Source organism: Acinetobacter sp. YH12241 (assembly GCF_013417535.1).
In the GTDB taxonomy this organism is placed as follows: Bacteria; Pseudomonadota; Gammaproteobacteria; order Pseudomonadales; family Moraxellaceae; genus Acinetobacter.
In genome coordinates, this window is the sequence record NZ_VPDQ01000009.1 from 75604 (window position 1) to 102602 (window position 26999).

Here is a 26999-nt window from a genome sequence, read left to right on the forward strand (position 1 = left end):
AAAGTTAGTTCTTATATATCCTTTCCTTACCTGCAAGTTTCCTAAACCTTTTGTACCCCCACAAATACTGCTCTGGAGCAATGTTAATCATTCGCTCCATTTCCTTGTTTAAGGTATCTACAGAAAGCTGTAAGTCTTTAGAGAGAATATCTGTTGATAATTTAGTTACATGAATATCAAAGCCGTTTAGATCATCATGACGTAGACAACTCAAGCCAATTACAGAGCATTGGGTTTTTGCAGCCAATTTAGAGAGCAGGGTGGAAGATAAAGCATTCTGTCCATAAAAAGGTGAGTAAATACCACCACTTTCTTTGGGCACATGATCAGGAAGAATAGCAGCGAAGCCACCCTGTTTTAAATGCTTGAATAAAGCCCTTACTCCCGTTTCATCAGTCGGAACAAGGGTAGCATTTAAACGCTGCCGTGCTTCGAGCATAAACCGATCGACATCAGGATTTTTGCTCGGTTTATACATGATGACAGGGCTAGTGTGTTGATTCACCCAGGCATTAAGTAACTCCCAAGTACCAAAATGAGGAACGACTGCTAAAGTTCCATTCGGGTTTTTCAGTGCATCAGTAAAAATTTCCGGATGATGAATATTCCGAATCTGTTTTAATGCAAATTCAGGTTCAGAACCCCAAATTTTGACTGACTCGGCATAGGTCATGCATTGGCTCTGAACACTTCGTTTTGCCAGTCGTGTGCGTTCCGATGCTGACAGTTCAGGATAGGCAATCCCTAAATTAATTTCTGTAGTACGGCGAATCGATGAATTTGTAATATAGAGAAGTGATCCAACACTTTTCGCTAAATTTTGAATGAATCTTAACGGGAGTTTGGAGAAGTTCTTGAGTAATGCGTACATGGTGTGCAGCTTGCCTGATTAAGATTCTTGATCAGGATTGCCTTTAAGCACCATATAAATCAAACCTACAAAAATGACAAGTGCACCTAAAATACTGCTCAGGCAGAAGTACACAATACGGTCATTGGTGTCCAGGTTAAACAGGTTGTTTGCAAGGATATAGCGCATGAACAGCCATTGTACGACTGAAAACACGATCAGCATGATGCCACGGTTACGAACAGCAGGACGCATCGCCATTGCCAAATTACCTAAAAATAGAAACTGAAGCTATTATGCCACTGTCGTGCAGGCTTCTCAATGCAATAAAAAAGCCCTGTTAGAACAGGGCTTTTTTACTCAAATCATCAAGAAATTATTCTTGAGATTCGGCTTTTGGTTTTTCACGTAAGCGAATACCCAAATCACGCAGTTGAGTTGATTCAACTGGTGCAGGTGCTTGAGTCAATGGACATTCAGCAGTTTTGGTTTTCGGGAATGCAATCACATCACGGATTGAAGATGCACCAGTCATCAACATCACCAGACGATCCAGACCGAATGCCAAACCACCATGCGGAGGCGCACCGAATTTAAGCGCATTTAGCAAGAAGCTGAATTTCTCTTCTGCCTCTTCTTCAGAAATACCCAGCGCTTCAAAGATCGCCTTTTGCATTTCTAAAGTATAAATACGCAGTGAACCACCACCGATTTCAGTACCATTCAATACCATGTCATAAGCAACAGACAATGCTTCGCCTGGATTATTCTTCACATCTTCAACGCTTGATTTAGGAAGCGTGAACGGATGGTGAACAGAAGTCCATTTGCCATCATCAGTTTCTTCGAACATTGGGAAGTCAACTACCCAAAGCGGAGCCCATTCGCAAGTTGCAAGGTTCATATCATGACCAATTTTCACACGAAGTGCGCCCATTGCATCATTCACAACTTTGGCTTTGTCTGCACCGAAGAATACGATGTCGCCATTTTCAGCACCAACACGTTTCAACAGATCCAGCACGATAGGCTCGATGAATTTTACGATTGGAGATTGAAGACCTTCGATGCCTTTTTCAAGTTCATTAACTTTGATGTAAGCCAAACCTTTCGCACCGTAGATACCAACGAATTTAGTATATTCATCGATTGCGCTACGTGGCAGTGAGCCCGCACCTGGAACGCGAAGCGCAACGATACGGCCTTTAGGATCTTTAGCAGGACCTGCGAATACTTTGAACTCGACGTCTTGCATCAAGTCTGCAACGTCAACAAGTTTCAAAGGAATACGTAAGTCTGGTTTGTCAGAAGCATAGTCACGCATTGCTTCTGAATAAGGCATACGTTGGAATTTGTCGAATTTGATGCCAAGAAGTTCGTCGAACATCTTAACAGTCATGCCTTCCATCAAATCCATAATATCGTCATCGCTCATGAACGATGTTTCGATGTCGATTTGAGTGAATTCAGGCTGACGATCCGCACGTAAATCTTCGTCACGGAAACATTTAGCGATCTGGTAGTAACGATCTACACCACCTACCATCAACAACTGTTTGAACAGCTGTGGTGATTGTGGAAGCGCATAGAAGCTACCATTAGATACACGGCTTGGAACTAAGTAGTCACGCGCACCTTCAGGGGTCGCACGAGTCAAGATCGGAGTTTCAACGTCTAGGAAACCGTGATCGTCTAAATAGTTACGGATCAGGTTGGTCACTTTAGAACGGAAACGTAAACGATCGATCATTTCAGGACGACGGATGTCCAGGAAACGATATTTCAAACGAATTTCTTCAGAAATGCTTGTATTTTCGTCATTTAATGGGAATGGAGGAGTTTCAGACTGAGCAAGAACTTCAATTTCTTTACCCAATACTTCGATTTGACCACTCACCATGTTGGCATTTTCAGTACCCGCATAACGGCGACGTACACGGCCTGTAATTTTTAATACGTATTCAGAACGTGCTTTGTCTGCTGTTGCAAACGCTTCAGGTGTATCTGGGTCGATAACCACTTGAACAAGACCGTCACGGTCACGCATGTCAAGGAAAATGACACCACCGTGGTCACGGCGACGGTGTACCCAACCGCATAATGTTACGGTCTGGTCAATTTGAGCTTCGGTTAAAGAACCGCAGTAATGAGTTCGCATCATAGCGTTAAAAATCCAACTATATGGGTTAAGGAAGCGTATACGTAAACAGCGTACCGCCTTTAGCAAAGGTAGGATTATGCCTCTTTGGGCATGTTGTCACAAGAACTTGAGGCAAAAACAGTATCATTTTAAAGTGAATAAGCAGGAAGTGGGAGATTTTCCTAGCCCATACGCCGATCACGATCCAGAAATAAAAATAGCAGACAGCCCAGACTAAAAGTGATTAAAAAGCCCTGACTAAATTCATTAATAGATCGTCCAGTAAAATAGTAGAGATCTGATTGCCAGACGTCTGTAGGAATATAGCGTGCATAATCCCAGACTGAAAACAGAGCGGTTAATATAGAAAAGAAAAATAAGCCTCCGGCAAATGATTTGATTTTCAGACTGACTGCGAGATATTGGCGATGCTTTTTATAGTAGTGCACACTCATCCACAGCATAAACGGCAAAACAATCACGGACGTACCGATCTGTAAAATCCGATGCAAGGGATAACTCTGTCCAAACAACTGAAACTGTTGTGCTAAAACTTCATGGAAGGCAAAAGTCCGAAAATCGACGTGGGTCAGACCATCCCAGATTAAATGAGTGGCTGTGCCGATGATCAGTGCTAGACACATCGCCAAGATGAATCTTAAAGCTGAAAGGATGCTGTAAATATTTAAATCATGCTGAATGCCCATGAAACGGTAAATTACTGGCCGGTAAACCAGATACCAGATGCTACAGAAAGCCAGCCCAATCAAGAGGTCTGGATGAATCAGCGAAGACCATAAATGCGTGATATTTGAATTGCTCGAAGTAAACAGTCGATGTAAATCGGGCACCATACAGCCAATCGCCAACGCAGCAATCGGTAGCCGATTACCGCTTAAACGTGAAATAGGTGGAGCAAGCACAGCATGCGATAAGGTAAAGGGCATAAAAATAATGTTTTAATGTAATAAAAAATATTCAAAGAGCATTCTAATAAAATATATCACTGGTTATCGTAAACGATTGCAAAAATAATGAAATGTTATATTATAACATTATTCTATTTTAGTCATTTTGAGCTTGGGTCATGTCTTTTCATAAGAATTTAATAACACTCTCTATTTTTGCGGTTATTACACCATCAGCATTCGCACAACAAGAAGAAGCGACAGTAGCTGTACAAACGCTGGAAACCATCCAGGTTCAGGCCCATCCATTGATACAAACCGCAGCAGATTTTGCGGTTGCGGATCATGTGGTGGATCAAAAAGCATTATCTGAGCGTGCGACGACTATTGGTGATGCACTGGCAGATGAATTGGGTGTCTATTCAAATCAGTTTGGTACAGGTGCAAGTCGTCCGGTCATTCGAGGTCAGGATGGCCCACGTGTGAAAGTGTTGCAGCATGCTTCAGAAACTGCTGATGTTTCGACCTTGTCTCCGGATCATGCTGTCACCGTTGATCCGATTCTGGCGAAACAGGTAGAAGTGATTCGCGGTCCATCTACATTACTTTACGGTGCCGGTACAGTCGGTGGGTTGGTGAATGTCACCGATCAAAAAATTCCGACCCAAATGCCGGCAGATGGTCTGGAAGGTACAGTCGGCCTGCGTTATAACTCAGGTAGTGACGAAAAACTGGCAAGTGCTGGTGTGACAGCGGGTATTGGTGAAAACTTTGCTCTACGTGTAGAAGGTTCAAAACGTAAAGCTAATAACTATATTGCTCATGCAGGTTATTTCACAGAACATTCTCATCATGAAGAAGATGAAAATGGAAATGAAATTGAAGAAATTCATCGTGAAAAAGCCCGCCGTGTAGATAATACCTTTGCAGAAGGACAAACAGTCAATATTGGTGGATCATGGATTCATGATCGTGGTTTTGTTGGTCTATCTTATAGCAACCGTCAAGACCAATATGGTTTGCCAGGGCATAGTCATGAATATCATGACTGTCATCCACATGGTAATGAATTGCACTGTGGCGGACATGGCCCAGCACCGCAACCAGATCCAAATGCAGTTGAAGAAGAACACGCACATGGTGGTCCATGGGTTGATCTGGAATCACATCGTTATGATATGCGCACTGAGTTAAATAACCCATTTGCCGGTTTTGACAAGTTGCGTGCCCATGCCAGCTTTACTGACTATGAGCACGATGAACTGGAAGAAAATGAAGTCATTAGTAACTTTAAAAGTAAAGGTTATGATGCTCGTTTAGAACTTGTGCATAAACCAGTCGCTGGTTGGGAAGGGGTCATTGGTACTCAATATAGCCAGCAAAAAATTAATCTTGCCGGTGGTACAGAGGAACATGAGGGCCATTCCCATAGTAGTGTTCTGATGGCAGATACCAAAACTGAAAAATATAGTTTATTTGGTCTTGAGCACAAACAGATCGGGGATGTGCATGTTGAACTGGGTGCACGAGTAGAACATCAAAAAATTGATGTGGATTCAACTCAAAAAAATTACTCAGATACCGGTGTTTCAGGTTCAGCAGCAGCCAATTGGGAATTTGCGCCAAACTATAAGCTTTCTGTGGTTGGCTCGCATCAGCAACGTTTGCCTTTGGCGCAAGAACTTTATGCAGATGGGGTTCACTTTGCCACCAATACTTATGAGCGTGGGAATCAGGATTTAGATGTTGAGAAATCAAATAATCTTGAATTAGGTCTGCATTATGAAGGCGATAAGCTAGACTATCATGTGCATGTCTATCACAACTGGTTTGATAACTACATTTATGGTTCAACGACTGATAGTGAAGGTGACTTCCGCTTGGTCGACTATACACAAGACAAAGCTCGATTCTATGGTACGGAAGCACAAGCTGGTTATCAGATCAATGACATGTATAAGCTCAGTGTCTTTGGTGACTATGTGCGCGGTAAAATCGAAGGCGAGAATGCCCCACGTGTACCGGCAGGTCGCTTAGGCACCAAAGTCGAAGCAGACTTTGCCGATGGCTGGTCAGGTCTGGCTGAGTATTATCATGTCTTTAATCAGGACAAGATCGCCAGTTATGAAGATGAAACCCAAGGCTACAATATGGTTAATCTTGGCCTAAGCTATGCCAATACGATTGCCGATAAAAATGCTTATCGGGTGTATTTCAAAGCCAATAATCTGCTGGATGATCAGGTCTATTCGCATAGCTCATTCCTGTCGAATATTCCGCAAGTCGGACGTAATTTCACAGTCGGCGTAAAATATGATTTCTAGGATTCAGATGAAATAACTGACCGAATCCAAGTACTGTCACTGAAATAGACTTGAAAAATCATCAGATTAAACCTAGCCTGAGCATATTGGGTTAGGTTTTTTCTTATGCGTATCTTTCAACGAATTCACAATAAACTGAACTGGTCAAACCGCCGTTATGCGGCCTTGATCATTGGTGTGCTGATGGCCAGTTATCTGGCTTCAGCAATTTATCATACTTATAAACCCTTACCTGAAGGGCTGAATTACACGGGTAAGCTGCGCCATGCACAGGTGAAATTTCTGGTCGATCAGACTTATCTGGATGCACAGGGCAAGCAACAACTGGATCATCAGATTTTTAATGAAATGCTGAAGATGGTTGAGGAAGCAAAATCCCTGATCGTGCTGGATATGTTCCTGTTTAATCAGCAAACCGGTGCCTCTAAACAGGAACATCAGGCACTCAGCAAACAGCTCACAGAGGCCTTACTTAACAAGCGATTAATGCAGCCTGAAGTGGAAATCAAATTTATTACCGATCCGATTAATTCTGTCTACGGTGGAATTACAGCACAGCATTATCGTGAACTGCGTCAGGCGGGAGTAGATGTAATCGAAACCAATCTGACACCGCTGCGTGCTTCTAATCCAAGCTGGTCAGGTTTCTGGTATCTGTGCTGTCAGGGGATTGGCAATAATCCGGAGAAAGGCTGGTTGCCGAATCCATTTGGTCCAGAAAAAGTGACCTTACGCAGTTATTTCGACCTGTTTAATTTCAAAGCCAATCATCGTAAAACACTGGTCGTGGATACAGATCAGGGCTGGAAAGCACTGGTTACCTCAATGAACCCACATGATGGCAGTTCACGGCACTCCAATATTGGTCTACTGGTCTGGGGCAGAACAGCGATTGATATTCTTGCGACAGAACAGGCGGTCGGGATCATGTCTCAAGCCAATATGCCGGCTGTGATTGCAGGTGAGTTTGAAGCAGAAAAAAAACAGCCTCAAGTTCAGGTGCTAACTGAAAAAGCCATTTATGAGGGAGTTCTAAAGCTGCTTGAAACGGCGAAAGCAGATGAGCAGATTGATCTGGCCATGTTCTATCTGTCAGAACGTAAGATTGTGAAAGGGTTAATTGCAGCGCATGAGCGCGGAGTGAAACTTCGGGTTTTACTTGATCCAAACAAAGATGCATTTGGTCGTGAAAAAAATGGCATTCCTAACCGCCAAGTGGCTTCAGAACTGCATAAAGCTGGTATTCCGGTACGCTGGTGTAATACTCAAGGCGAGCAATGTCATAACAAAATTCTGATGAAATATGGTGCCCAGCAATCTGAAATGATTTTAGGTTCCGCCAATTTCACGGCACGTAATCTGAAAAATTATAATCTGGAGACCAATCTGCGTGTGGTGGGACAACCTCAGGCGGAAGTCTTTAGCGATGCGCAGCAGTATTTCAATACGGCCTGGTCTAATTTGAATGGCCGTTCCATGAGCGGAGACTATGCTCAATATGCTGAAGAGTCATTCTGGAAATACTGGTTATACCGTTTTATGGAATGGAGTGGCTGGTCGACGTTTTGATTGGCCTCTCCCTAGCCCTCTCCTGAAAGGAGAGGGAACTCCTTCTCCCTATGGGAGAAGGTTGGGATGAGGGGAGTTATTTTTCTGGATTCGGCGGAACCAGTTGATCCAGTTCTTTATCTGTCAGCTCATCCAGTTCAGAAATATCAGTTTTGATTTTCCATTGTGCTTCATCATCCACCGGATTTGGTAAACGCGCCTCTAGCCAGTCACATACTACATCTGGTGGGAAGTCAGCATGATTGCACTGGATCACCCAAGACAGGAAATCTTTGGCTACACCATTCATATAAGGCGGTGGAGAAACTGGAAGAAACTGAGTCGGCAGGCGCTCATTTTTAGAAATATAGTTCAGGACATGACCCAGTTCCTGCACAGTTTGCCATGCTAAAGGATGATCAACGTTGATCTGAAATTTAAACCACCAGGCCTGTTTCCCATCCGAGCCATAGCTATCAATCAGTCCTTTTTGAACACTAGGTACCTTGCAAAAATATTCATATAAACGATCGAAATTTAAATCAGACACAGTATGCAACTCAAAGCATTAAAAAAAGTGATATTAGCATACGCACTTCAGCGTTCATCACGCAAGCCTGTTAAAGTCATGGAATCAATTACAAAACTTTGCAGCAGCAGGGAATTTATCCATATTTTCTGCATGGATTTTGGTTAAAATATGGTCAGAAATCTTTGGAGGACGCACTTATGAAAACATTAGCTTCAGGTGCATTGCTGGCTTCATTCCTGTTTGGTATTGCGGTGCCCGCTTGGGCGGATAATGCCTGGGTAGGCTATACTGGTGTTGATCGTTCTAAACCTCAACATCGTCCTCCATCGCGTCCTCATTATGCACCACAGCCGCCTCATTCGCAGCGGCCTTATTATCCGCAACGTCCATCCCATGGCGGATATTATCCTCCTGCACAGAGCCAAAGCGGGTTCAATATCCAGTATCAGGCACCGACCACGATTTACCAGAATTCCAATAGCTATAGTTGGGTTAATGGTGATCCAAATGTGGCCTACATTGAAAGTTCGAGATATACAGTGATTACTGACTGGCAGCGTTTGGGATTACCGGCACCACCACGCGGAAGTTACTGGATTTATGAAAATGGACGTTATGTGTTGATGAATAACCGTTAAAAGAAATTCCCTCTCTTGTTAGGAGGGGTGATTAATTACCCTCTTGCGAAGCAGTGCTTCTCACCTTTTGCAAAGGGGGACTTTTCTATGACTATGCCAACTCATCATCCTCAGGTCGTGGAGTTTTACCTTCTGGTAATGGCTTTTCGCTATGCTTGTCACGAATAACAGATGGATAGGTCCAAGACGCATAACGGACCACCAGAATGGCAAAAGCCAGAATCAGAATCGAACCGGTAATAATAACCTGATCCATGCTGGCTTTGTGCGTATGTTGAATATCAGAAATCAGTAAACGGGTCAGGGCAGTAATCGCAATATAAATCAGGAACCGAACTGGCATATGATTGGTCTTGAAATAAATGCCGACCATGGCACCAAGTTCCAGATAGATAAACAGCAAAAGAATATCATCAATGGTGGCAAACTGTTTGACGGTCAAGATGTCAAATACGGTATGACCTGCGGACCAGATCACCATACAGCCAATAATAAACAGCGCAAGATAATGGAAACTTTCAACGGCAAGGTTGCCAAAACGGTCGAGGAGAGTTTCTATTCTTTTTACTTTAGACTCAGATTTACTCATGTTCTCCTCCAGATTTTTCATGTGAAATAACATATGAACAGGAAAGAACTAGCAAAGATCATGCACAAAAAGAGAAAAATAAAATAAAAGTGAAATTATTCGAACTTTTGCACTTTTTTTGCACTAACTTGTTATATTGTATGAGAACTACATTGAATAAATAGGAGAAAAAAATGTTGGACAAAATTCAAACAAAAATTAGTCAATTAGAAGCAGGAAAAAAATTAATCTTGGGCACGGGGATCAAGGCTGAAGAGATGCAGAAGGTACTTGAACTGTGTGAATCTTTAGAGTCGCAAGGGGGAATTAAAATAGTGAATAAGCATTTCAATCCTAAAATAACGACGCAACCAGATACGATCTTGATTGAAAAAGTATAGTGCATAAAAAGCCCTGCAGATGCAGGGCTTTTTATATGGATTCACGTCAAGATTAAGCTTGAGTCGTGAAGTAATCTTCAGAGAAATTCATCACTACTTCGCAACCAGCTTTCACTTTAGTGATACGCAGTGCAAGTTCAGGCAAGATGCGTTGCGTGAAATAACGCGCCAGTGCCAGTTTGTTTTGGTAGAACTCGCCATCTTTGTCTTTTGCAGCATTGGCAATGCGCGCAAACATATAAGAGAAGCTCAATAGGCCTACTGCATGTAGGTAATCAACCGCTGCAGCATTCGGGAATTCTGCATTTTCGCCAGCAGCTTCAAGCACAAACTGAGTCAATGATTCTACTTCAGTAGCTGCATCTAAAGTTGCATCTTTAATGAAGTTCAGGTCTGCATCTAACTGGTTCGCAAAGTCGCGGATTTCTTCGATGTATTCACCGATGTACGCACCGCCACATTTAATGGTTTTACGGCCGATTAAATCTTGTGACTGAACGCCATTGGTTCCTTCGTAAATCTGTGAGATACGCAGGTCACGGATACATTGTTCCATACCCCATTCACGTATATAACCATGTCCACCAAAGACCATTTGTGCATCTAGGGTTGCCTGGAATGCCGTATCAGTCAGGTAAGCTTTCGCAATTGGTGTTAACAGCGCAACACGGTCATTGGCTTTTTTCACGGCTTCAGGATCAGTCGAGAACTTGGTGATGTCCAGTTGCTGACCTACATAAACTGCAAATGCACGCGATGCTTCGTTGTTCGCACGGGCATTCAGCAACATACGACGTACATCACCATGTACTAAAATGCTGTCTGCCGGTTTAGCTGGTGATTGGGCACCAAGAGCACTACGACCCTGTAAACGGTCTGTCGCATATTGCGCAGCATTTTGATAAGCAAATTCTGAAGCGCCTAGGCCCTGGATGCCCATAGACAGACGTTCGTAGTTCATCATCACGAACATGGCGGCCAGACCTTCATTTTCTTTACCCACCAGGTAACCTTTGGCACCGTCAAAGTTCATTACACAAGTCGCAGATGCCTTGATCCCCATTTTGTGTTCGATTGAACCTGGACCTACCGGGTTACGTTCGCCAATTGAACCATCTTCATTGACCAGGAACTTCGGTACGATGAACAGGGAAATACCGCGAGAGCCGGCAGGCGCATCAGGCGTTTTTGCCAGTACCAGATGAATAATATTTTCAGCAAGATCGTGGTCACCACCCGTGATAAAGATTTTGGTGCCGGTAATGCTATACGTGCCATCTTCATTACGTTCAGCTTTGGTTTTGATAATACCCAGATCAGTACCGGCATGTGGCTCAGTTAAGCACATGGTGCCTGACCATTCACCAGAATAGATTTTAGGAAGATAGGTTTCTTTTTGCTCTTGAGATGCATAGCTGTTTAAAGCCATACCTGCACCCACAGAAAGAAGCGGGTAGAGCATGAAAGATGGGTTAGTTGCAAACAGCATTTCATCAGAAAGTACGGTAAGCATTTTCGGCATTTCCTGGCCGCCCCATTCTGCATCGGCACCCAGACCGATCCAGCCACCTTCAGCATATTGTTTGAATGCTTCTTTAAAGCCAGCAGGTGTGGTGACATTGCCATTTTCATATTTTGCGCCTTCTTCATCACCGGTACGGTTCAGAGGAAGCATGACGTTTTGCGCAAACTTCGCCATTTCTTCAAGAATGGCTTCTGCTGTGGCAGTATCCAAGTGGGCAAGATTTTCATTCGCCTGCCAGAACTGTTCTGCATTGAAAACATCATTCAGGATGAATTTCATGTCAGCAAGTGGCGCGTTATAAATTGGCATAGTATGTCACCTGTTTTATTGTTTAATTGGATTGTTTTGGCTCAGTCTAAAGCATTAAAAATCTGAATGTTAGACGACTAAAGGTTAATTCTGTAACTCTTTATAAAGAAAAAGGACTGCCTGAAGATGGCCGTCCTTTTTCTTATTATGCATTTAAAACTGCATCAGCTTAGAATGCGAAATGTTCAGCATCTAAAGACATAAGCGGTTCTACACCAGTTGCAATCACGTCAACGTGTGAACGAACACGTGGCAGGATTTTCTTGAAGTAGAAGCGTGCAGTCGTCAATTTAGCATTGTAGAAGTCTGCATCAGTGGTACCTGCAGCAAGAGTCTCTTGAGCAACCAGTGCCATACGAGCCCACAGGTAAGCCAGTGTTACATAACCAGAGAAGTACAGGTAATCTACTGCAGCTGCACCCACTTCTTCAGGGTTTTGCATCGCACGCATACCAATCTGCATGGTCAGGTCACCCCATTCTTTGTTCAATGCCGCAAGCGGTTCAACAAATTCTTTCATTGCAGAATTGTCTTTGTTCGCTTCCGCAAATTTGTGGATGATCTTAGTGAAGTCTTTCAACATCGCACCTTGAGTACCCAGTACTTTACGGCCTAACAGATCCAGTGCTTGAATCTCAGTCGTACCTTCGTACAGGCAGGCAATACGTGTATCACGTACGATTTGTTCCATGCCATGCTCAGAGATAAAGCCGTGACCACCGAAGACTTGAACACCATGTTTCGCAGCTTCTGAACCAGTTTCAGTCAGGAATGCTTTTGCGATTGGAGTTAATAGCGACAGGATATTGTCAGCGAACTTGCGCTCTTCTTCAGAAGTACCTTGTTCAACCACATCAGCATATTGAGCCAACAGGTAAACCAGTGCACGACCACCTTCAGCAAATGCTTTTTGAGTTAAAAGCATGTTACGTACAGCTGGATGAACAATAATTGGATCAGCTTCTTTTTCAGGTGCCTTAGGACCCGAAAGAGAACGCATTGCCAGACGGTCTTTGGCATAAGTTAAAGCGCCTTGGAACGCCGCTTCAGATGCAGACAGACCTTGTACAGCAGTACCGATACGTGCAGTGTTCATGAAGGTGAACATGCAGTTCAGACCACGGTTTTCAGGACCGATCAGGAAGCCTTTGGCGTTATCGAAGTTGATGACACAAGTTGCGTTACCATGGATCCCCATTTTGTGTTCGATTGAACCACAACGTACGCCGTTACGCTCACCGATTGAACCGTCAGCATTCAGGTTAAATTTTGGTACGATGAACAGAGAAATACCTTTAGTACCTTTAGGCGCGCCAGGCAGACGAGCAAGTACGATATGGATAATGTTCTCTGCCATGTCGTGTTCACCAGCAGAGATAAAGATTTTCTCGCCAGAGATTGCATAGCTACCATCAGCTTGTGGTTCAGCTTTAGTGCGGATGATGCCGAGGTCAGAACCTGCATGAGATTCAGTTAAACACATGGTACCTGTCCATTCACCTGAAACCAGTTTAGGCAGATAAGCGTCTTTTTGTTCTTGAGAACCGTGGTGTTCTAAAGTACGGACTGCACCATGAGACAGACCAGGGTACATGCCCCATGCCCAGTTCGCAGTACCCACCATTTCAGAAAGAGTGATACCTAAAGAATTTGGTAAGCCTTGACCGCCGTATTGCTCTTCAGCAGAAAGAGAAGGGAAGCCTAGCTCGATGTATTTTTGGTACGCTTCTTTAAAGCCAGTCGGTGTTGTTACAACGCCGTCATTCCAGGTACAACCTTCACGGTCGCCTACTTGGTTTAGAGGAGATAATTCATTTTCACAGAAGTCAGCTGCAGCTTCTAGGTACTGATCAACCAACTCACGGCTTACGTTTTCTTGAAACGCAGGAAGTTTTGCGTAATGTTCTTCAGCATTTAATAATTCGTGTAGAACGAATTGCATGTCACGTAAGGGCGCTTTGTATTGTGGCATATCGGTTTCCTCAATACTGGTTTAGACCAGCGTTATCATCCTAAATTAATTGAAACGTGCCTTCAGTGACACGTATTGCTATGAATCTAATCGTGCAACATCTTGCCCAGCCATACAAGCTTTCAGGCGGCTTTCTTGGTGACTATAAAGTCAAAGATTAATCTGCACAGAACAGTAAACATATTGACTGCAAAGACTTTTGTAGAAATTAGCAGAACATGAATGGTCAAAAGAGGACTGAGGAGTCAGCTATAAAAAAAAGGCACCCGAAGGTGCCTGAATTTGAAGGAATAAGAAACGTAGAAGAAGATTAAGATGCAGCTTCAGTCATCTTAATGGGTGCATTCGGCTGGAAGTGCACGATACATTGACCATCAATAGTTTGAGTACCCGCTTTCACTTGAACGGCCTTGCCGTGGGTTTGACCTTTACAAGCGTTGGCAAACGCAGTTTGTAGAGCCTGACGTTCTGATAAACGCTGATCATACTGTTTAACCATTTCTGCACGTTGACTATCCGTTAATGCTTCTCCACGGTTCATACCACCTCGGAATTCACCACGCATTGGACGATGTTCACCGCGCATACTACGGAATTCACCACGTTGACCTGTGATGCCTTTATTGTCAGGTTTGAAAGAAATCTTGCATTGCCCATCAATGGTTTTATCACCCGCCTTGATTTGGACTGCACTACCTACAGCTTTACCGTCACAGGCCTGTTGAATCTGTTTATGCAATTGCATGCGTTCTGCACGAGCGGCTTTGAATTGTTCGCGTTGCTCTGGAGTGAGACGATGCTGTTTTTGACCTTCATGATGTTTCATCATACGAGAATGATCTTTCTGCTCATTCACGTTACTAGTAGATTGACAGGCGGTCAATGCACCCATCGATAAAACACTGGCACTGATTAAGGCGATTTTTGTCATTGCTTTCATGTTTTTACCCCATTCAAGAGCTGATTCTTTTTGATGAGAAAAGATTAAATAATAAAGATGAAGAAACAATGGAGAGTTTTTTAAGTCTGTGTTCGCTACAATAATGAATATAGAGAAGAAAAACTGAGATTTTTACTTTGAAGATTCGCCGTATTCCGATTGCATTACGTCTGTTTTTGACTGTTTTATTGACCACCCTGGTAATTACCACGGTGAGTCTGGGCGTATTGCATCTGAATATGCAGCGCAACTTTACCCGCTATGTGGCGGATGTAGAAATGCAGAAGCTGGATCATGTGATCGAGAATCTGGCTGATGTCTATACGGTATATGAAGACTGGGGTAACGCCATTCAGGCGCAGATTCTGCAAATTGAAGGTGAAGCTGCACCGGATGATTATGACCGTTTATCGCGCTGGTGGTTGCGCCGTCAGTATGATATTGCCTTACAGCAGCGTTACTTTCAGGAGCAAACTTTAGCCACTGTAGCGCCTTCAAGTATGGTTGAACCAAATCTGACACCGCGTTCAGTGAATGAAGAAGAATTGCGTATTCTGGCATCTAACCTGCCTTCACAATTCCAGCCCTTTGAAGGTTTAAGATTTCCACTTAGTTCCAATCAGAACCTGTTTAGAACCGACCGTAAAGACAATAATGGCGGTCAACAGCCAGTTCAGCAGCCTACCGGCAAGAAGCAGTTTATTCAGATGCCAGACCGTCTGGGTCTAAGTTCGCGTCTGTCACTCTATGATGCCAAACGTCGTTTTGTAGTAGGCGAGGCATCAGATGAGCAGATTTCCTATCGTCCGATTATGGTCGAAAACCAAGTGGTTGGTTATCTCGGTTTGAAACCGGTTTTAGACCAAGATGATGCTTTAAGTATTAATTTCTTTAGTAACCAGAAACGTTACTTATTTTTAGTTTATGGTTTAAGTATTCTAGCCAGTCTGATTGCTGCATTATTACTGGCAACTTATTTTAAAAAACCGATTCAGCGTTTGTTGAACGGGACACGTGAATTGACTCGCGGTAATTATCAACATCAAGTGAAAGTGAAACGTAATGATGAGCTGGGTGATCTGTCTAATGAGCTGAATCAATTGGCAGTGATTCTGGATCAGCATGAAACTTCACGCCGTCAGTGGGTAGCAGATACTTCACATGAATTGAAAACTCCGCTGGCAGTCTTGCAGGCACAGATTGAAGCGATGCAGGATGGAATCCGTAAACCGACACCAGAGCATTTTGCGTCGATGTTGGCACAGGTAACCAGCCTGAAAAAACTGACTCAGGATCTGGCAGCTCTAGCGCAGGCTGATGCACAGCAATTACAGTTTTACTATGCAACTGTAAATCCATGGGAGGTGGTGCAGCAGGAATTGATGAACTTCCAGCCTAAATTTGAACAGGCTGATCTGAAAGTGACTATTGAAGGTGACGGTGCTGAAGTTGATCTAGATCTGGACCGTTTCAAGCAGATTGTAGCCAACCTGCTCAGCAACAGTATTCGTTATACAGAAGCCGGTGGACAGGTACATATCCATACCGAACAGAATGAGAAAGAATGGACCTTATATGTCGATGACAGTCCATTCGGTCTGACTGATGAGCAGCTGGCTCGCATTGGTGAACGTTTCTATCGTGTCGATGATTCGCGTACTCGTGCCACCGGTGGGACAGGCTTGGGTCTGGCCTTATCTTGTAAAATTACTCAGGCTATGGGTGGTAGCTTAAGCTTTGCACATTCACCATTAGGTGGTTTACGATGCAAGCTGAGCTTTCCTAAACAAATGAAACCATAAAGGAAAATATATTCATGAAACATATTATGCTGGTTGAAGACGAAGTCGAACTTGCCCTGTTGGTGCGAGATTATCTAGAGGCTGCTGGTTTTGAAGTCAGCGTGTTTCATGATGGGCAAGAAGCATATAACAGTTTTACCCAGCGTAAACCGAGCCTGATGATCTTGGACTTGATGGTGCCGCGTATGGATGGTCTGACCATTTGCCGTAAAGTGCGTGAACAGTCAGACTTGCCGATCATTATGGTGACTGCGCGTACTGAAGAAATTGACCGTGTACTTGGCCTGAATATGGGCGCGGATGACTATATCTGTAAACCATTTAGTCCAAAAGAACTGGTTGCCCGTGTACAAGCCGTATTACGCCGTTTAGACCGTAAAGCTGAGCCGGAAAGCAATGATTTATTCCGTATGGATAAATCACAACAGCGTATCTGGTATCAGCAAAAAGCCTTGAACCTGACCCCGACTGAATTCCGTTTGCTGGAGCTGTTCCTAGAGCATGTCGGCCAGGTGTATTCACGAGCACAATTACTAGATCATATCAATCCAGACAGTTTTGATGTGGCAGACCGTGTGATTGATAGTCATATCAAAAATTTGCGCCGTAAAATTTCAGATGCTGCGGAAACCGGAAACCGTCATGAATGGATTCAGGCCGTTTATGGTGTAGGGTATCGTTTTGAATATCCTGAAGACTGATATTCGAATTCGTTAAAGAAAAGCGGATAGACTTCTTGGTTTGTTCGCTTTTTTATTTCTGAAAATGATCAATATAAGAGAGCCAAAATAATGAAAATCATCATTCGGGATGAACGGCTAGAAGATATTCTAGCCATTGCTAAATTGACCCGAGCGGCTTTTCAAAATACTGACCATTCAAGTCATACTGAACAATTTATTGTCAATGCTTTGCGCACGCATGGGCAGTTAACGATTTCTCTAGTTGCACTTGAAAATAATCAGCTGGTTGGCCATGTGGCTATTTCACCTGTCACTATCTCTTCAGGTGAAACTGGCTGGTACGGTCTTGGCCCAATTTCGGTATTACCTGCAAAACAAGGACAGGGAATCGGCACTTTACTTATGCAGGCAGCTTTAGATCGCCTGCAACAGTTGAGGGCTGAAGGATGTGTAGTGCTCGGTGATCCTCAATATTATGGTCGTTTCGGGTTTAAGGCTTTTCCAGAACTTTACCTAAAGGATGTTCCTCCAGAATATTTTCAAGTCATTGCATTTAATGGATCTATTCCACAGGGAGAAGTGGTCTACCATGAGGCGTTTAATGCGACACAATAATTCATCAAAAAAGAGCTATTTCTATTGAAAAGTTATGGAGTTTTGAAATGTAAAATAGCTTTTAACTAGTATCTATTATGAAATCAATTATTTATATTTCTTTTTATCTGAGTAGATACAAAAAATAAAAGTTTAATAATTAATAACTTAAATTTATGTATTAGTTGATTAGTTGGATACCCGCTACAATTCGGTTTTTTATTCATCATGAGAGCGTGTCTTGGAGAGTGAAACACCGCAACTACAGCGCCGTTTAAAGAACCGTCATATCCAGCTGATTGCTATGGGCGGGGCCATTGGAACCGGATTATTCTTGGGGTCCGCACAGATTATTCAGTCCGCAGGACCTTCCATTATTCTGGGCTATTTGATTGGTGGTTTGATTGCATTTCTGATTATGCGCCAGTTGGGCGAGATGATTGTGCATGAGCCTGTGAGTGGTTCATTCAGTTATTTTGCATTTAAATACTGGGGTAAATTTGCAGGCTTTTTAACCGGCTGGAATTACTGGATTTTATATATTCTGGTCGCAATGACAGAGCTGACCGCCATTGGCAAATATATCAATTACTGGTGGCCACATATTCCAGCCTGGGTATCTGTACTCATTTTCTTTTTGGCGGTAACCCTTGCCAACCTAGCCAATGTCAAAATTTATGGTGAGTCTGAGTTCTGGCTATCGATGATTAAAGTCTTTGCCATCATTGCAATGATTATCTTTGGCATATATTTGCTCCTCACTGCTGATGCAACCTCAACTGCTTCGATCAGCAATTTATGGATTCATGGTGGATTTTTTCCGAATGGCTTTGATGGGCTGTTTTATATGCTCGCCTTTATGATGTTTGCCTTTGGCGGCATTGAGCTGATTAGTATGGCAGCGGCAGAAACCGAAAATCCTGGCAAGAACATTCCACGTGCCGTGAATCAAACTGTGATTCGGGTATTTTTATTTTATATCTGCTCGCTTGCCGTATTACTTTCACTTGTACCATGGAATCAGCTGAATTTAGGCGATTTAGATCATAGTCCATTTGTAATGATTTTCAGCCAGATGGGGATTGAATGGGCTGCACATTTACTGAATTTCATTATTTTAACTGCTTCACTTTCAGTCTGTAATAGTGGCATGTATGCCAATAGCCGTATGTTGATGGGGCTGGCTCAACAAGGGAATGCACCACAATTATTTAAGAGCGTAAATAAACATGGTGTGCCTGTAGCTGCGGTATTGTTCTCCGCATTTCTGATCTTTGGTTGTGTGATCCTGAATTACTTTGTGCCTGAAAAAGCCTTGAGGTACCTGATTTATATTGTAGTAGCAGCTGCGGTATTGAACTGGATGATGATCAGTTTGATTCATTTGAAATTTAGACAAACCATCAAACGAAAGGGGATTCAAACCAGATTCCCAGCGATCTTTGCGCCGTTTAGTAACTATTTTGTTTTAGCTTTTATGCTGATGATTTTATACATCATGTGGACGCAAGGCTTTATGTTGTCAGTGTTGATGTTGCCGGTGTGGATTGCGGTGTTGTTTGGCGTGTTTAAGTTTCTGAATAAAAGAAATGCTTAAGCCTAAAATCTCCAATCAGAAGAAGCCCGACCAGAAATGATTGGGCTTTTTTCATATTGTCGCAATATCTAAAGCTTTTAGATGAGTTAAGGTTTATTTTGATCTTAGTGGCAGAATATACTGAATACAGTCTTTAAGGTCATTTCCCAATAAAGGAAAGATGGTCCAAGCATGAAGCAGTTGCTGTTTATGAAAACCTGTTTTTTCTAATACTTGTCTTGACGCTAAATGTTCAGTAGCACAAAAGGTTTCAATTTTCGTTAGTTTTTGGCTTTGTTTTAGAAATTGGATTACCGAAGTCATCGCTTCACACATCAAACCTTGTCTCTGATAAGAAGTTCCAAGCCCGAAGTGAATTTCCCCAATGTCATGCCTTTGTATAAAGATCAAAATACCTATGGGTTGCTGAGTTAAATGATCTGCAATAATCCACATAAACTCAGGATCTGAGTTTTCCCACTTTTGCCTTGCCCAGTTTTCTATAGTTTGTCGAGTTTGAGTTTGGTTCTGATGTGGATGTCTTTGCAAATATTTTGAAGCTGCTAGATCGCTGAAATAGTTTTGAAATAAATTGATTTCATCACCACAGTGGTAGGAGCGGAGAATTAAACGCTTTGTCTTTAATGTTATTGGCTTGATCTTAGTCATCGGTGGTATCTGCACTTATTTTTCTAATGTTCGTAATAACTTAATTCGTACTTTTTCTGCTTTCTTTAATTTCGATACTACCAGCTCATAAGAATTCTGTACTAGGTCCTCAACCAGAGATTCATCCAGTTGATTATCTTCATACACTGAAATCCAGTGTTGTTTATTCATATGCCAGCCAGCATGGATATAAGAATAAATATCTCGCAGCATAGCACCATGATCAGGCGCTACTTTTAAATTAATGACAGCTTTGCCTTGAAGATAGAACTGAAGCATAAAGACTTTATCTAGCACTTTGAATACATCACAACCTTCACCGAAAGGCTGAGTCACAGTGACTTCAGGTAAACTTATCGCTATCTGTGTTGAGATTTGATGTAAGGTCATAAGTTATGAATAAACCGAAATAAAACTGTGGATAATGCTTAAATTATCCACAGTTTTTGGTTGTCTTGTGAATAAATTAAGATGAACAACTCACCATGACTTCAGGCACATCACTCGGCAATGGTCCTAGATCTTCAGGGTGTTCCAGATCTGGCTGTTTTAAATAAGGCTGACTTAATAATTTAAACAGGCGATCGACTTCGGAAAAGTCATCCCGCTCAGCTAGTTCAATGGCTTTCTGTGCCATATGATTGCGCAGGATATAGTGTGAATTGACGAGTTGCATGGCGGCATCTAATTCTCCAGTATCCTGATGTTCGCGGATCGCTTCATATTGAGTCAGGAATGCTTCAAACTGACGGCGATCCAAACAATCATCCTTGATTGCTTCATATTCATGATTCTGCAGGCGAATAAAGCTTTGCGTATAGTCGAGTTGCTCGCTTTGTAAGATTCTGAGAAAAGCCATGGCGCAGTCAAAGCTGTCTTTGTGAAAACTCGGTAAACCCATTTTCTGGTTTAGGCCATGCTTATAATGTTCCAGGAAGGTCGGTTCATAATGTTCCAGACATTGGGCCAGATCCTGTTTCCATTGTTCTTCATCATAGTTTTCAGGACATAATGGAATCAGGTTATTCAGCCACATCCACAAGTTCCAGTGGCCGATGCTTGGTTGCTGCTGATAAGTATAGCGACCCTGATAATCCGAGTGGTTATTAATCCAGTTGGGACGGAAACGCTCCATAAACCCATACGGGCCAAAGTCTAGCGTTGAACCGGTAATATTCAGGTTGTCAGTGTTCATGACACCATGCGCAAATCCGACCAGCTGCCATTTGGCAATCATCACTGCCGTGCGCTGAATCACTTGGGTAGCAAATGCCAGAATAGGCTGTTCTGCTTGCAGACATTGCGGGTAATGCCATTCCATACATTTTTGTGTGAATACAGGCAATAGGTCTGGCTGATACTGATTGATCCATTCAAAATGTCCAAACCGGATATGACAGTCAGACGTCCGTAATAGCATTGCACCCGGTTCCAGTTTTTCACGCTGTACACCTTGAGCGGAAGAGGTAAAACCAACCGCATTACTGGACTCTACACCTAGTGCATTTAAGGCGTGTCCGGCTAGGTATTCCCGAATCACCGAGCGTAACACTGCACGACCATCTCCCATACGCGAATACGGCGTTGCACCAGCACCTTTCAAATGCAGGTCAATGGTCTGGTTATCTTTATCTAGAATCTGGGCGATTAATAAACCACGTCCATCACCCAGTTGTCCTGCCCATTGTCCAAACTGATGGCCAGCATAAACCATGGCCAAAGGTTCAAACTCGGCAAAGGTTTTTTGACCACTACAGATTTCGACCCATTGTGCTTTATCTTCCTCAGACCATTGCAGTTGCTCAGCAAGCGCAGCATTAAAATGTCCCGCTTTAACACCTTTTAAAGGTAGTGGGGGCTGATGATGATAAAGACGAGGAGGGAGAGTCTGATATCGGGAATTAAAATACATGGCAGTTAAAATACTTAGGCAATAGAAGCAATATAACAAAGATCTCTGTTTAAAACTGTTGTAAAAGGAAAGTATAAGTAAGACGAGTAGAAATAAAAAAAAGCCCCTGATTTCAGGAGCTTTTTTGAGAATCTAAATCTTATTGAGAGACAGGCGCTTTTTTCAAATTACGTACTAACAGATTCAGTGTTTCACGATGATGGGAAAGACGCTGTTCAACCAGCTGGAATTCAACTTTAAGTTTGTCATCCATCTGGTGAATCTTTTCTGCTACAGCCGCCTTTTTCACCTGTATTTCCTGTTCTTTCAGTTTGGCCCAGTCATTCAATGTTTGAGTAAAGGCTTCATACTCCTGAGCAATTTTACTTTTCACATTGATAATGTCTTCATTGACATTATGGCCGTATACCGCCAGATCCTGCTCGGCATATTTAAACTTCATTGCCAGTTCAGCTTTTTTGATATTAAAGCTTGGAATACGGCGCAGATTTTTAGCCAGACCCAGTTTAGAGCAAGTCCAGATTAACCATTTAGTTGGGTCATATTGCCACCATTTTACGCCATTACGGTAATCGTACTGGAAGATGTGATGGTAGTTATGATAACCCTCACCCCAAGTTGCAATTGCTAACCAGAAGTTGTCACGTGCAGTGTTTTCATCCGTATAAGGACGTGAACCCCACATATGGCACAGTGAGTTAATGAAGAAGGTCACGTGATGGCTCAGGATTAAACGAACCAGACCACCCAATAATAATACACCCCAGACATCGCCTACAGCCCAGCCAATTGGCAATAGAATCGCAGCATGTACTGCAATTACTAGAGGCACATAGTATTTGTGCTGGAACATAACGACTTTGTCGTTTTGCAGGTCTGGTGCATTCTTGTAGTTTGGTTCTGCAGCAGGATAGTCACGCAGCATCCAGCCCAGGTGTGCATACCAGAAGCCGTTATTAATTGAATATGGGTCTTTTTCCACGTCATCGACATGACGATGATGGGTACGGTGACCTGAACCCCAGTACAGAATACTGTTCTGCACGGCAAAGGTACCCATGATCATTAAAATGATTTTTAAAGGTAAAGTCGCTTCATAAGCACGATGTGCCCAAAGACGATGATAGCCCGCTGTAATCCCCAGGCTGCTAACGCCGAGCAAAACAAACATACTGATCCAAGCGGCAAGGCTAAAATCATGGTGATACGCATATAACGGAATCGCGATAACAGCTACAATGGGTAAAACTACCAGAGCAAACACAGCGACCCAGTTAATTGGGGCTTGAGGTAGGGGAGCATTCATCTCCAACAGCACTCCTGGAACCTGGGAAGGTATAACAAAAAGCAGAGGCCGCTATTGTTTATTTTAACAGCGGTTAAGTCATTCATATTAGCACGCCCCCTAGGGCATCACTAGCATTATTGTACGGTTGTATTGTACTTATCGGTAACAGAATAAGTAGGATGAAAACTACCATTTTCGCGGGCTAGACAGGCTCTGATTTCCGAGTAAATCACTGAGATTTTTGAAGCTTTTAATCAAATTTATTTTCTTAAAATGAGTTAAGTGAATGTTCATTTTTTCTACTAGATTGCAGAGAAATAAATTTGTAAGCAAACCCGTAACCCAAAGTTAAACAAGATTACAGACAGGCATTCTTCTTTAAATGATTTTTCAAGGCTTAAAGAAAAATAATCTATATAAAGAATCTTGCATTTTGGGTCATTTAAAGATGTTGCATCATTAACTTCGGATAATCGGTAATGAGACCCTGAATACCCCAGTCGCGTAATTCTTTGGCACGATTAACATCATTTACGGTCCAGACGCTGATGGTGAGTTCGGCAGCTTGTGTGGCCTGAATAATATCTTTGCTGGCCAGTTCATTCATCCAGCCAATCTGACAACAGCCAAGTTCTAAAGCTTGATCAATCGCCTGATATTTCACATCTGTTTCAATCAGAAGGCCGCGTTTTAAACTGGAATTTTGCTGTTGCAAAGCCTGATGGATTTTAGGATCAAAACTGGTAATCACGACTGACTGCTCATAACCCTGTAACTGCTGTTCAAGCTCAAGCGTGATTTTTTCAGCATCGGCCTGGCTCGCTACACTTTTGACTTCAACTTCAATATGGTCAAAGTTATGAATCACGGTTAAGGTCTGATCCAGCATAGGAGTGGCTTCGACCTTGTTCCATTCTGACCATTTTACTGCGTGATTATATTGACTGAGATCCTGACGGCTACATTCGTAGAGGGGCTTTTGCAAACCGGTAGTGCGTACAAAATTATCATCATGCATGATGATCAGGGCATTGTCTTTAAGCTGGCGTACGTCAAATTCGACTGCGCGAATCCCGATATCCTGAATATATTGAAAACCGCCTAGTGTATTTTCAGGTGCTTCCCCACGCGCACCGCGATGTCCAATTATGCGCATGCTGCGATAACCTGAAGAAGTGAAGATGAAAACATAATGATGAAGAGTTGTGACAGGAGTATTGCAATATTCTGCGCCTGAAACACTTTGTTGCAAATACTGTTGGCGCAGAATTTTCCGTGCAATTTAATACATTTTAGCGGATTTATTGATCAATGGTTTCGTTGATATTTTTTTGCCATAACACCTCAGAACCACCTTCAACACGTTGCAAGGTGCGTGAAGCCACAAACAGCCAGTCAGATAGGCGATTTAATAGCTGCAGGGAAGTCGCCTGAATATTCTGGTCGCGTGAGTGAACTGACATCACGCTGCGCTCTGCACGACGGCACACGGCACGGGCTTGATGAGCAAAACTGCAAACTAAAGTACCCGCAGGCAAAATAAAATCTTTCAGCATCGGCAAAGCTTCATTCATACGATCGATGTCATTTTCCAGAAAATCAATCGAGACTGGTTGAACCAGGTTAAAGCCAGGGATACACACTTCACCACCCAGATCAAACAACCAGTGCTGGATCAGGCTTAAAGATTTATCCCAAGTCGCTTTATCCTGAATGCTGCTTGCCGCGATTTGTGCACGTAAAACCCCAATGATGGCATTCAGTTCGTCGACATCACCCAGCGCTATGATACGCAAATCATCTTTGGCTACACGTGAACCATCACCCAGTCCGGTAGTGCCCGAATCGCCTGTGCGCGTGTAAATTTTACTTAAACGGTGACCCATGAGAGTTCCTTAAATGATTAAATGCTGTAAATAAAAAGAATCATGCCATAGGCATGACATGATTCTCAAAAGTATTTATTTAGATTGGCTGGTTCTAGTATTTGAAAGTGACACCAGCGGAAGCCAGACGGCCACCATTGATATAGTATTGGTCGCCCGCACTATGCACAGTTTTGTATTTCACATCACCGATATTTTCAATATTGGTAAAGAGCTTCACGGTTGGATTGATATTCCAGTAAGCATTCAGGTTGACACGTGCATAGCCTGGAATGTCACGAGCAAAATCTTTGGCTTTTGATTTCGCAACCAATGCTGCACTTAGACCATAATCGGCATTTTGCAGACCTGTGGAAACAGTGAAGGACTGACGCGGACGACGCAGCAGCTCGGTATTCTGTTTGCTATCTTCAGTCTTGACGTATGTGTAACCGGCATTAATGAAGAATTGATCTTTTTTCCATTGTGCCGTTAATTCACCACCTGTCATTTTGGCTTCATCAATATTCTGGTTTTGATAGACAGGGAAGGTGTTGACCCAGTCACCGTCACAAGTGCTGATACAGGTTGAATTGATCAGGTGATCGACTTCCGTATGAAAAGCTGATGCGCCAACCAGAATATTGAATGGTAATTTTTGATCAATTCCCAGTTCATAAGAAATACTTTCTTCAGGTTTGAGCTGATCATTGCCGCCAAAGGCATACATATCATTTAAAGTGGGTGCCTTGAAAGCTGAACCGATATTGGTATAAATGCTGGTATTCGGAAGCAGCTGATAACGAATCCCGCCTTGTGCCACCGTATGCGTACCAAATTTTTCATTATCTTCGACACGCAGACCGAGTTGGGTACTGAAACCATGATTCTGGTATTGATGCTGGAGGTAATAACCGGTTGAATTGATATCTTCATCAAGTGCTTGAGTCTTGGCATCTGTATTACGCTGGGTCAGACCTAATAAAACATTCTGTGCCGGGCTAAAATTCCATTTACCATAGATTTCAGCTTCTTGTGTCGTGCTGTGCACAAAGCTGTTAGATGTCACTTGATTCAAGTCATCTTTAAATTGGGAAAGTCGTGCATGAATGGCCGTGGTTTCAGTAGGATGGATCTGGCCTTTTAAATTGACGATTTCATTTTTGAAATTCTGGCTGGAAAAGGCACCCCAATCGCTATATTGGCCATTTCCTGAATTCTGGCTGTAATCTAGAGATGCAGCATAACGCTCTTTTTCAACACCGAATTTTGCACTATAGCCTTTCTGGTCATAGCTATAGTCACGGCTGTCATTCATGTTGAATACGGGAGTGCCATCAGTTTCTAAAATCTGGCCACGAATCTGTGCATAGATTCCGTCTTCTGTGAGGTCTGCACCGACCAGTGATTTATAAGTCTGGTTTTCACCCATCTCGCCAGATACAAAAGCACCGGTTTTTTCAGGTGTTTTGGTGACGAACTGAATTACACCACCAATCGCATCTGTCCCATACAGCACGGATGCGGGACCTTTTAATATTTCAATCTGCTTGAGGTCTGTAGTATCCAGAAACGGAATAGAAGCTGCACCGGTAGTTGCGGTATTTAAACGAACGCCGTCACGTAAAACCAAAGCTTGATTGGAGTTAGTCCCGCGTAAGAACAGAGAAGTTTGCTGGCCATACCCACCTGACTGCACCACATTTATGCTGGGATCTGTTTGTAATAAATCCGGAAGAGCCTTAATCGGTGATTGCTCAAGAACAGCCGGTTCAATAATCGCAATCCGGGCTGGCACATTTTCAATTTTTTCTTCAGATCGGGTAGCGGTCACCACAATGGTATCTAAAGCTGCTTGTGCAACTTTTTGCTCTGCAGCATGAACTGCTGAGGAAAAACCCAACGCAAGTGCGATCGCACCTACCAAGGTAGTAGGTTGAAATGGAATAGACATG

Annotated in this window: 24 protein-coding genes; 8 read left to right on the forward strand and 16 right to left on the reverse strand. The window is 42.9% G+C overall.

From position 1 onward, the window contains the following. Positions 1 to 4 precede the first annotated feature (4 nt). The 4 genes from FTV18_RS07370 to FTV18_RS07385 all read right to left on the reverse strand — a co-directional run bounded on the left by FTV18_RS07370 (position 5) and on the right by FTV18_RS07385 (position 3937). Positions 5 to 871 carry a lysophospholipid acyltransferase family protein gene (locus FTV18_RS07370; RefSeq protein WP_180017150.1) on the reverse strand — a complete coding sequence of 289 codons (867 nt, stop codon included), beginning with the start codon at positions 869 to 871 and terminating at the stop codon, positions 5 to 7. An 18-nt stretch (positions 872 to 889) separates the two neighbouring features. After that, the gene (locus FTV18_RS07375; RefSeq protein WP_005232078.1) at positions 890 to 1111 is read right to left on the reverse strand and encodes a hypothetical protein; all 222 of its coding nucleotides are present in this window, start codon (positions 1109 to 1111) and stop codon (positions 890 to 892) included. A 115-nt stretch (positions 1112 to 1226) separates the two neighbouring features. Next, on the reverse strand, positions 1227 to 3011 hold the full coding sequence (aspS, locus tag FTV18_RS07380) for an aspartate--tRNA ligase (protein WP_034704264.1): 1785 nt from the start codon (positions 3009 to 3011) through the stop codon (positions 1227 to 1229). 161 nt (positions 3012 to 3172) lie between these two features. Then, positions 3173 to 3937 carry a DUF4184 family protein gene (locus FTV18_RS07385; RefSeq protein WP_180017148.1) on the reverse strand — a complete coding sequence of 255 codons (765 nt, stop codon included), beginning with the start codon at positions 3935 to 3937 and terminating at the stop codon, positions 3173 to 3175. Positions 3938 to 4077: 140 nt separating this feature from the next. Between FTV18_RS07385 and znuD the strand changes: the two genes are divergently transcribed. Both znuD and FTV18_RS07395 read left to right on the forward strand, forming a co-directional pair. Continuing rightward, positions 4078 to 6222: a zinc piracy TonB-dependent receptor ZnuD gene (gene znuD / locus FTV18_RS07390; RefSeq protein WP_180017147.1), complete on the forward strand. Its 2145-nt coding sequence runs from the start codon at positions 4078 to 4080 to the stop codon at positions 6220 to 6222. A 105-nt stretch (positions 6223 to 6327) separates the two neighbouring features. Next, positions 6328 to 7791 (forward strand): phospholipase D family protein, encoded by a 1464-nt coding sequence (locus FTV18_RS07395; protein ID WP_180017146.1) that lies wholly within the window; start codon positions 6328 to 6330, stop codon positions 7789 to 7791. A gap of 76 nt (positions 7792 to 7867) precedes the next feature. Here the strand turns inward: FTV18_RS07395 and FTV18_RS07400 are convergent, their stop codons facing one another. Then, entirely contained in the window at positions 7868 to 8320 is a 453-nt protein-coding gene (locus tag FTV18_RS07400; RefSeq protein ID WP_180017145.1) for a hypothetical protein, read from the reverse strand. Between the two features lie 179 nt (positions 8321 to 8499). On the opposite strand from FTV18_RS07400, the gene FTV18_RS07405 reads away from it, so the two are divergent. Then, complete coding sequence (locus tag FTV18_RS07405; protein ID WP_180017144.1) at positions 8500 to 8940, forward strand: RcnB family protein; 441 nt, start codon at positions 8500 to 8502, stop codon at positions 8938 to 8940. Positions 8941 to 9031: 91 nt separating this feature from the next. On the opposite strand, the gene FTV18_RS07410 is transcribed toward FTV18_RS07405, so the two are convergent. Further along, a complete protein-coding gene (locus FTV18_RS07410; protein WP_005232065.1) occupies positions 9032 to 9529 on the reverse strand; it encodes a phosphate-starvation-inducible protein PsiE in 498 nt (165 codons plus the stop codon). 173 nt (positions 9530 to 9702) lie between these two features. Between FTV18_RS07410 and FTV18_RS07415 the strand changes: the two genes are divergently transcribed. Next, positions 9703 to 9909 (forward strand): hypothetical protein, encoded by a 207-nt coding sequence (locus FTV18_RS07415; protein ID WP_125279369.1) that lies wholly within the window; start codon positions 9703 to 9705, stop codon positions 9907 to 9909. A gap of 52 nt (positions 9910 to 9961) precedes the next feature. Here the strand turns inward: FTV18_RS07415 and FTV18_RS07420 are convergent, their stop codons facing one another. From FTV18_RS07420 to FTV18_RS07430, 3 genes are all read right to left on the reverse strand, one after another. Further along, positions 9962 to 11743 (reverse strand): acyl-CoA dehydrogenase C-terminal domain-containing protein, encoded by a 1782-nt coding sequence (locus tag FTV18_RS07420; protein ID WP_159124144.1) that lies wholly within the window; start codon positions 11741 to 11743, stop codon positions 9962 to 9964. A 169-nt stretch (positions 11744 to 11912) separates the two neighbouring features. After that, complete coding sequence (locus FTV18_RS07425) at positions 11913 to 13715, reverse strand: acyl-CoA dehydrogenase C-terminal domain-containing protein (RefSeq protein WP_159124145.1); 1803 nt, start codon at positions 13713 to 13715, stop codon at positions 11913 to 11915. A 310-nt stretch (positions 13716 to 14025) separates the two neighbouring features. Next, a complete protein-coding gene (locus FTV18_RS07430; protein ID WP_180017143.1) occupies positions 14026 to 14655 on the reverse strand; it encodes a hypothetical protein in 630 nt (209 codons plus the stop codon). A 137-nt stretch (positions 14656 to 14792) separates the two neighbouring features. Here FTV18_RS07430 and baeS point away from each other — a divergent pair, with 137 nt between their 5' ends. The 4 genes from baeS (at position 14793) to FTV18_RS07450 (ending at position 19331) form a co-directional block, all read left to right on the forward strand. Beyond that, entirely contained in the window at positions 14793 to 16457 is a 1665-nt protein-coding gene (gene baeS, locus FTV18_RS07435) for a sensor histidine kinase efflux regulator BaeS (RefSeq protein WP_180017142.1), read from the forward strand. A gap of 14 nt (positions 16458 to 16471) precedes the next feature. Beyond that, a complete protein-coding gene (locus FTV18_RS07440) occupies positions 16472 to 17158 on the forward strand; it encodes a response regulator (RefSeq protein ID WP_034704234.1) in 687 nt (228 codons plus the stop codon). 90 nt (positions 17159 to 17248) lie between these two features. After that, a complete protein-coding gene (locus FTV18_RS07445) occupies positions 17249 to 17755 on the forward strand; it encodes a GNAT family N-acetyltransferase (RefSeq protein ID WP_180017141.1) in 507 nt (168 codons plus the stop codon). A 220-nt stretch (positions 17756 to 17975) separates the two neighbouring features. Next, positions 17976 to 19331, forward strand: coding sequence for an amino acid permease (locus tag FTV18_RS07450; RefSeq protein ID WP_180017140.1), 1356 nt, complete (start codon positions 17976 to 17978; stop codon positions 19329 to 19331). Positions 19332 to 19424: 93 nt separating this feature from the next. Here the strand turns inward: FTV18_RS07450 and FTV18_RS07455 are convergent, their stop codons facing one another. From FTV18_RS07455 to FTV18_RS07485, 7 genes are all read right to left on the reverse strand, one after another. Next, positions 19425 to 19979, reverse strand: a complete 555-nt coding sequence (locus tag FTV18_RS07455) for a GNAT family N-acetyltransferase (protein ID WP_179993259.1) — start codon at positions 19977 to 19979, stop codon at positions 19425 to 19427. A gap of 15 nt (positions 19980 to 19994) precedes the next feature. Further along, on the reverse strand, positions 19995 to 20369 hold the full coding sequence (locus tag FTV18_RS07460) for an MmcQ/YjbR family DNA-binding protein (RefSeq protein ID WP_180017139.1): 375 nt from the start codon (positions 20367 to 20369) through the stop codon (positions 19995 to 19997). A 76-nt stretch (positions 20370 to 20445) separates the two neighbouring features. Then, positions 20446 to 21891, reverse strand: coding sequence for a YdiU family protein (locus FTV18_RS07465; RefSeq protein WP_180017138.1), 1446 nt, complete (start codon positions 21889 to 21891; stop codon positions 20446 to 20448). 139 nt (positions 21892 to 22030) lie between these two features. Next, positions 22031 to 23197, reverse strand: a complete 1167-nt coding sequence (locus FTV18_RS07470; protein ID WP_104495369.1) for an acyl-CoA desaturase — start codon at positions 23195 to 23197, stop codon at positions 22031 to 22033. A gap of 424 nt (positions 23198 to 23621) precedes the next feature. Beyond that, a complete protein-coding gene (locus tag FTV18_RS07475) occupies positions 23622 to 24335 on the reverse strand; it encodes a glycerophosphodiester phosphodiesterase (protein ID WP_104495371.1) in 714 nt (237 codons plus the stop codon). A 145-nt stretch (positions 24336 to 24480) separates the two neighbouring features. Next, positions 24481 to 25065, reverse strand: coding sequence for a cob(I)yrinic acid a,c-diamide adenosyltransferase (locus FTV18_RS07480; RefSeq protein WP_179993255.1), 585 nt, complete (start codon positions 25063 to 25065; stop codon positions 24481 to 24483). A 94-nt stretch (positions 25066 to 25159) separates the two neighbouring features. Next, on the reverse strand, positions 25160 to 26998 hold the full coding sequence (locus tag FTV18_RS07485; protein ID WP_179993254.1) for a TonB-dependent siderophore receptor: 1839 nt from the start codon (positions 26996 to 26998) through the stop codon (positions 25160 to 25162). Between the last annotated feature and the right edge of the window lies 1 nt (position 26999).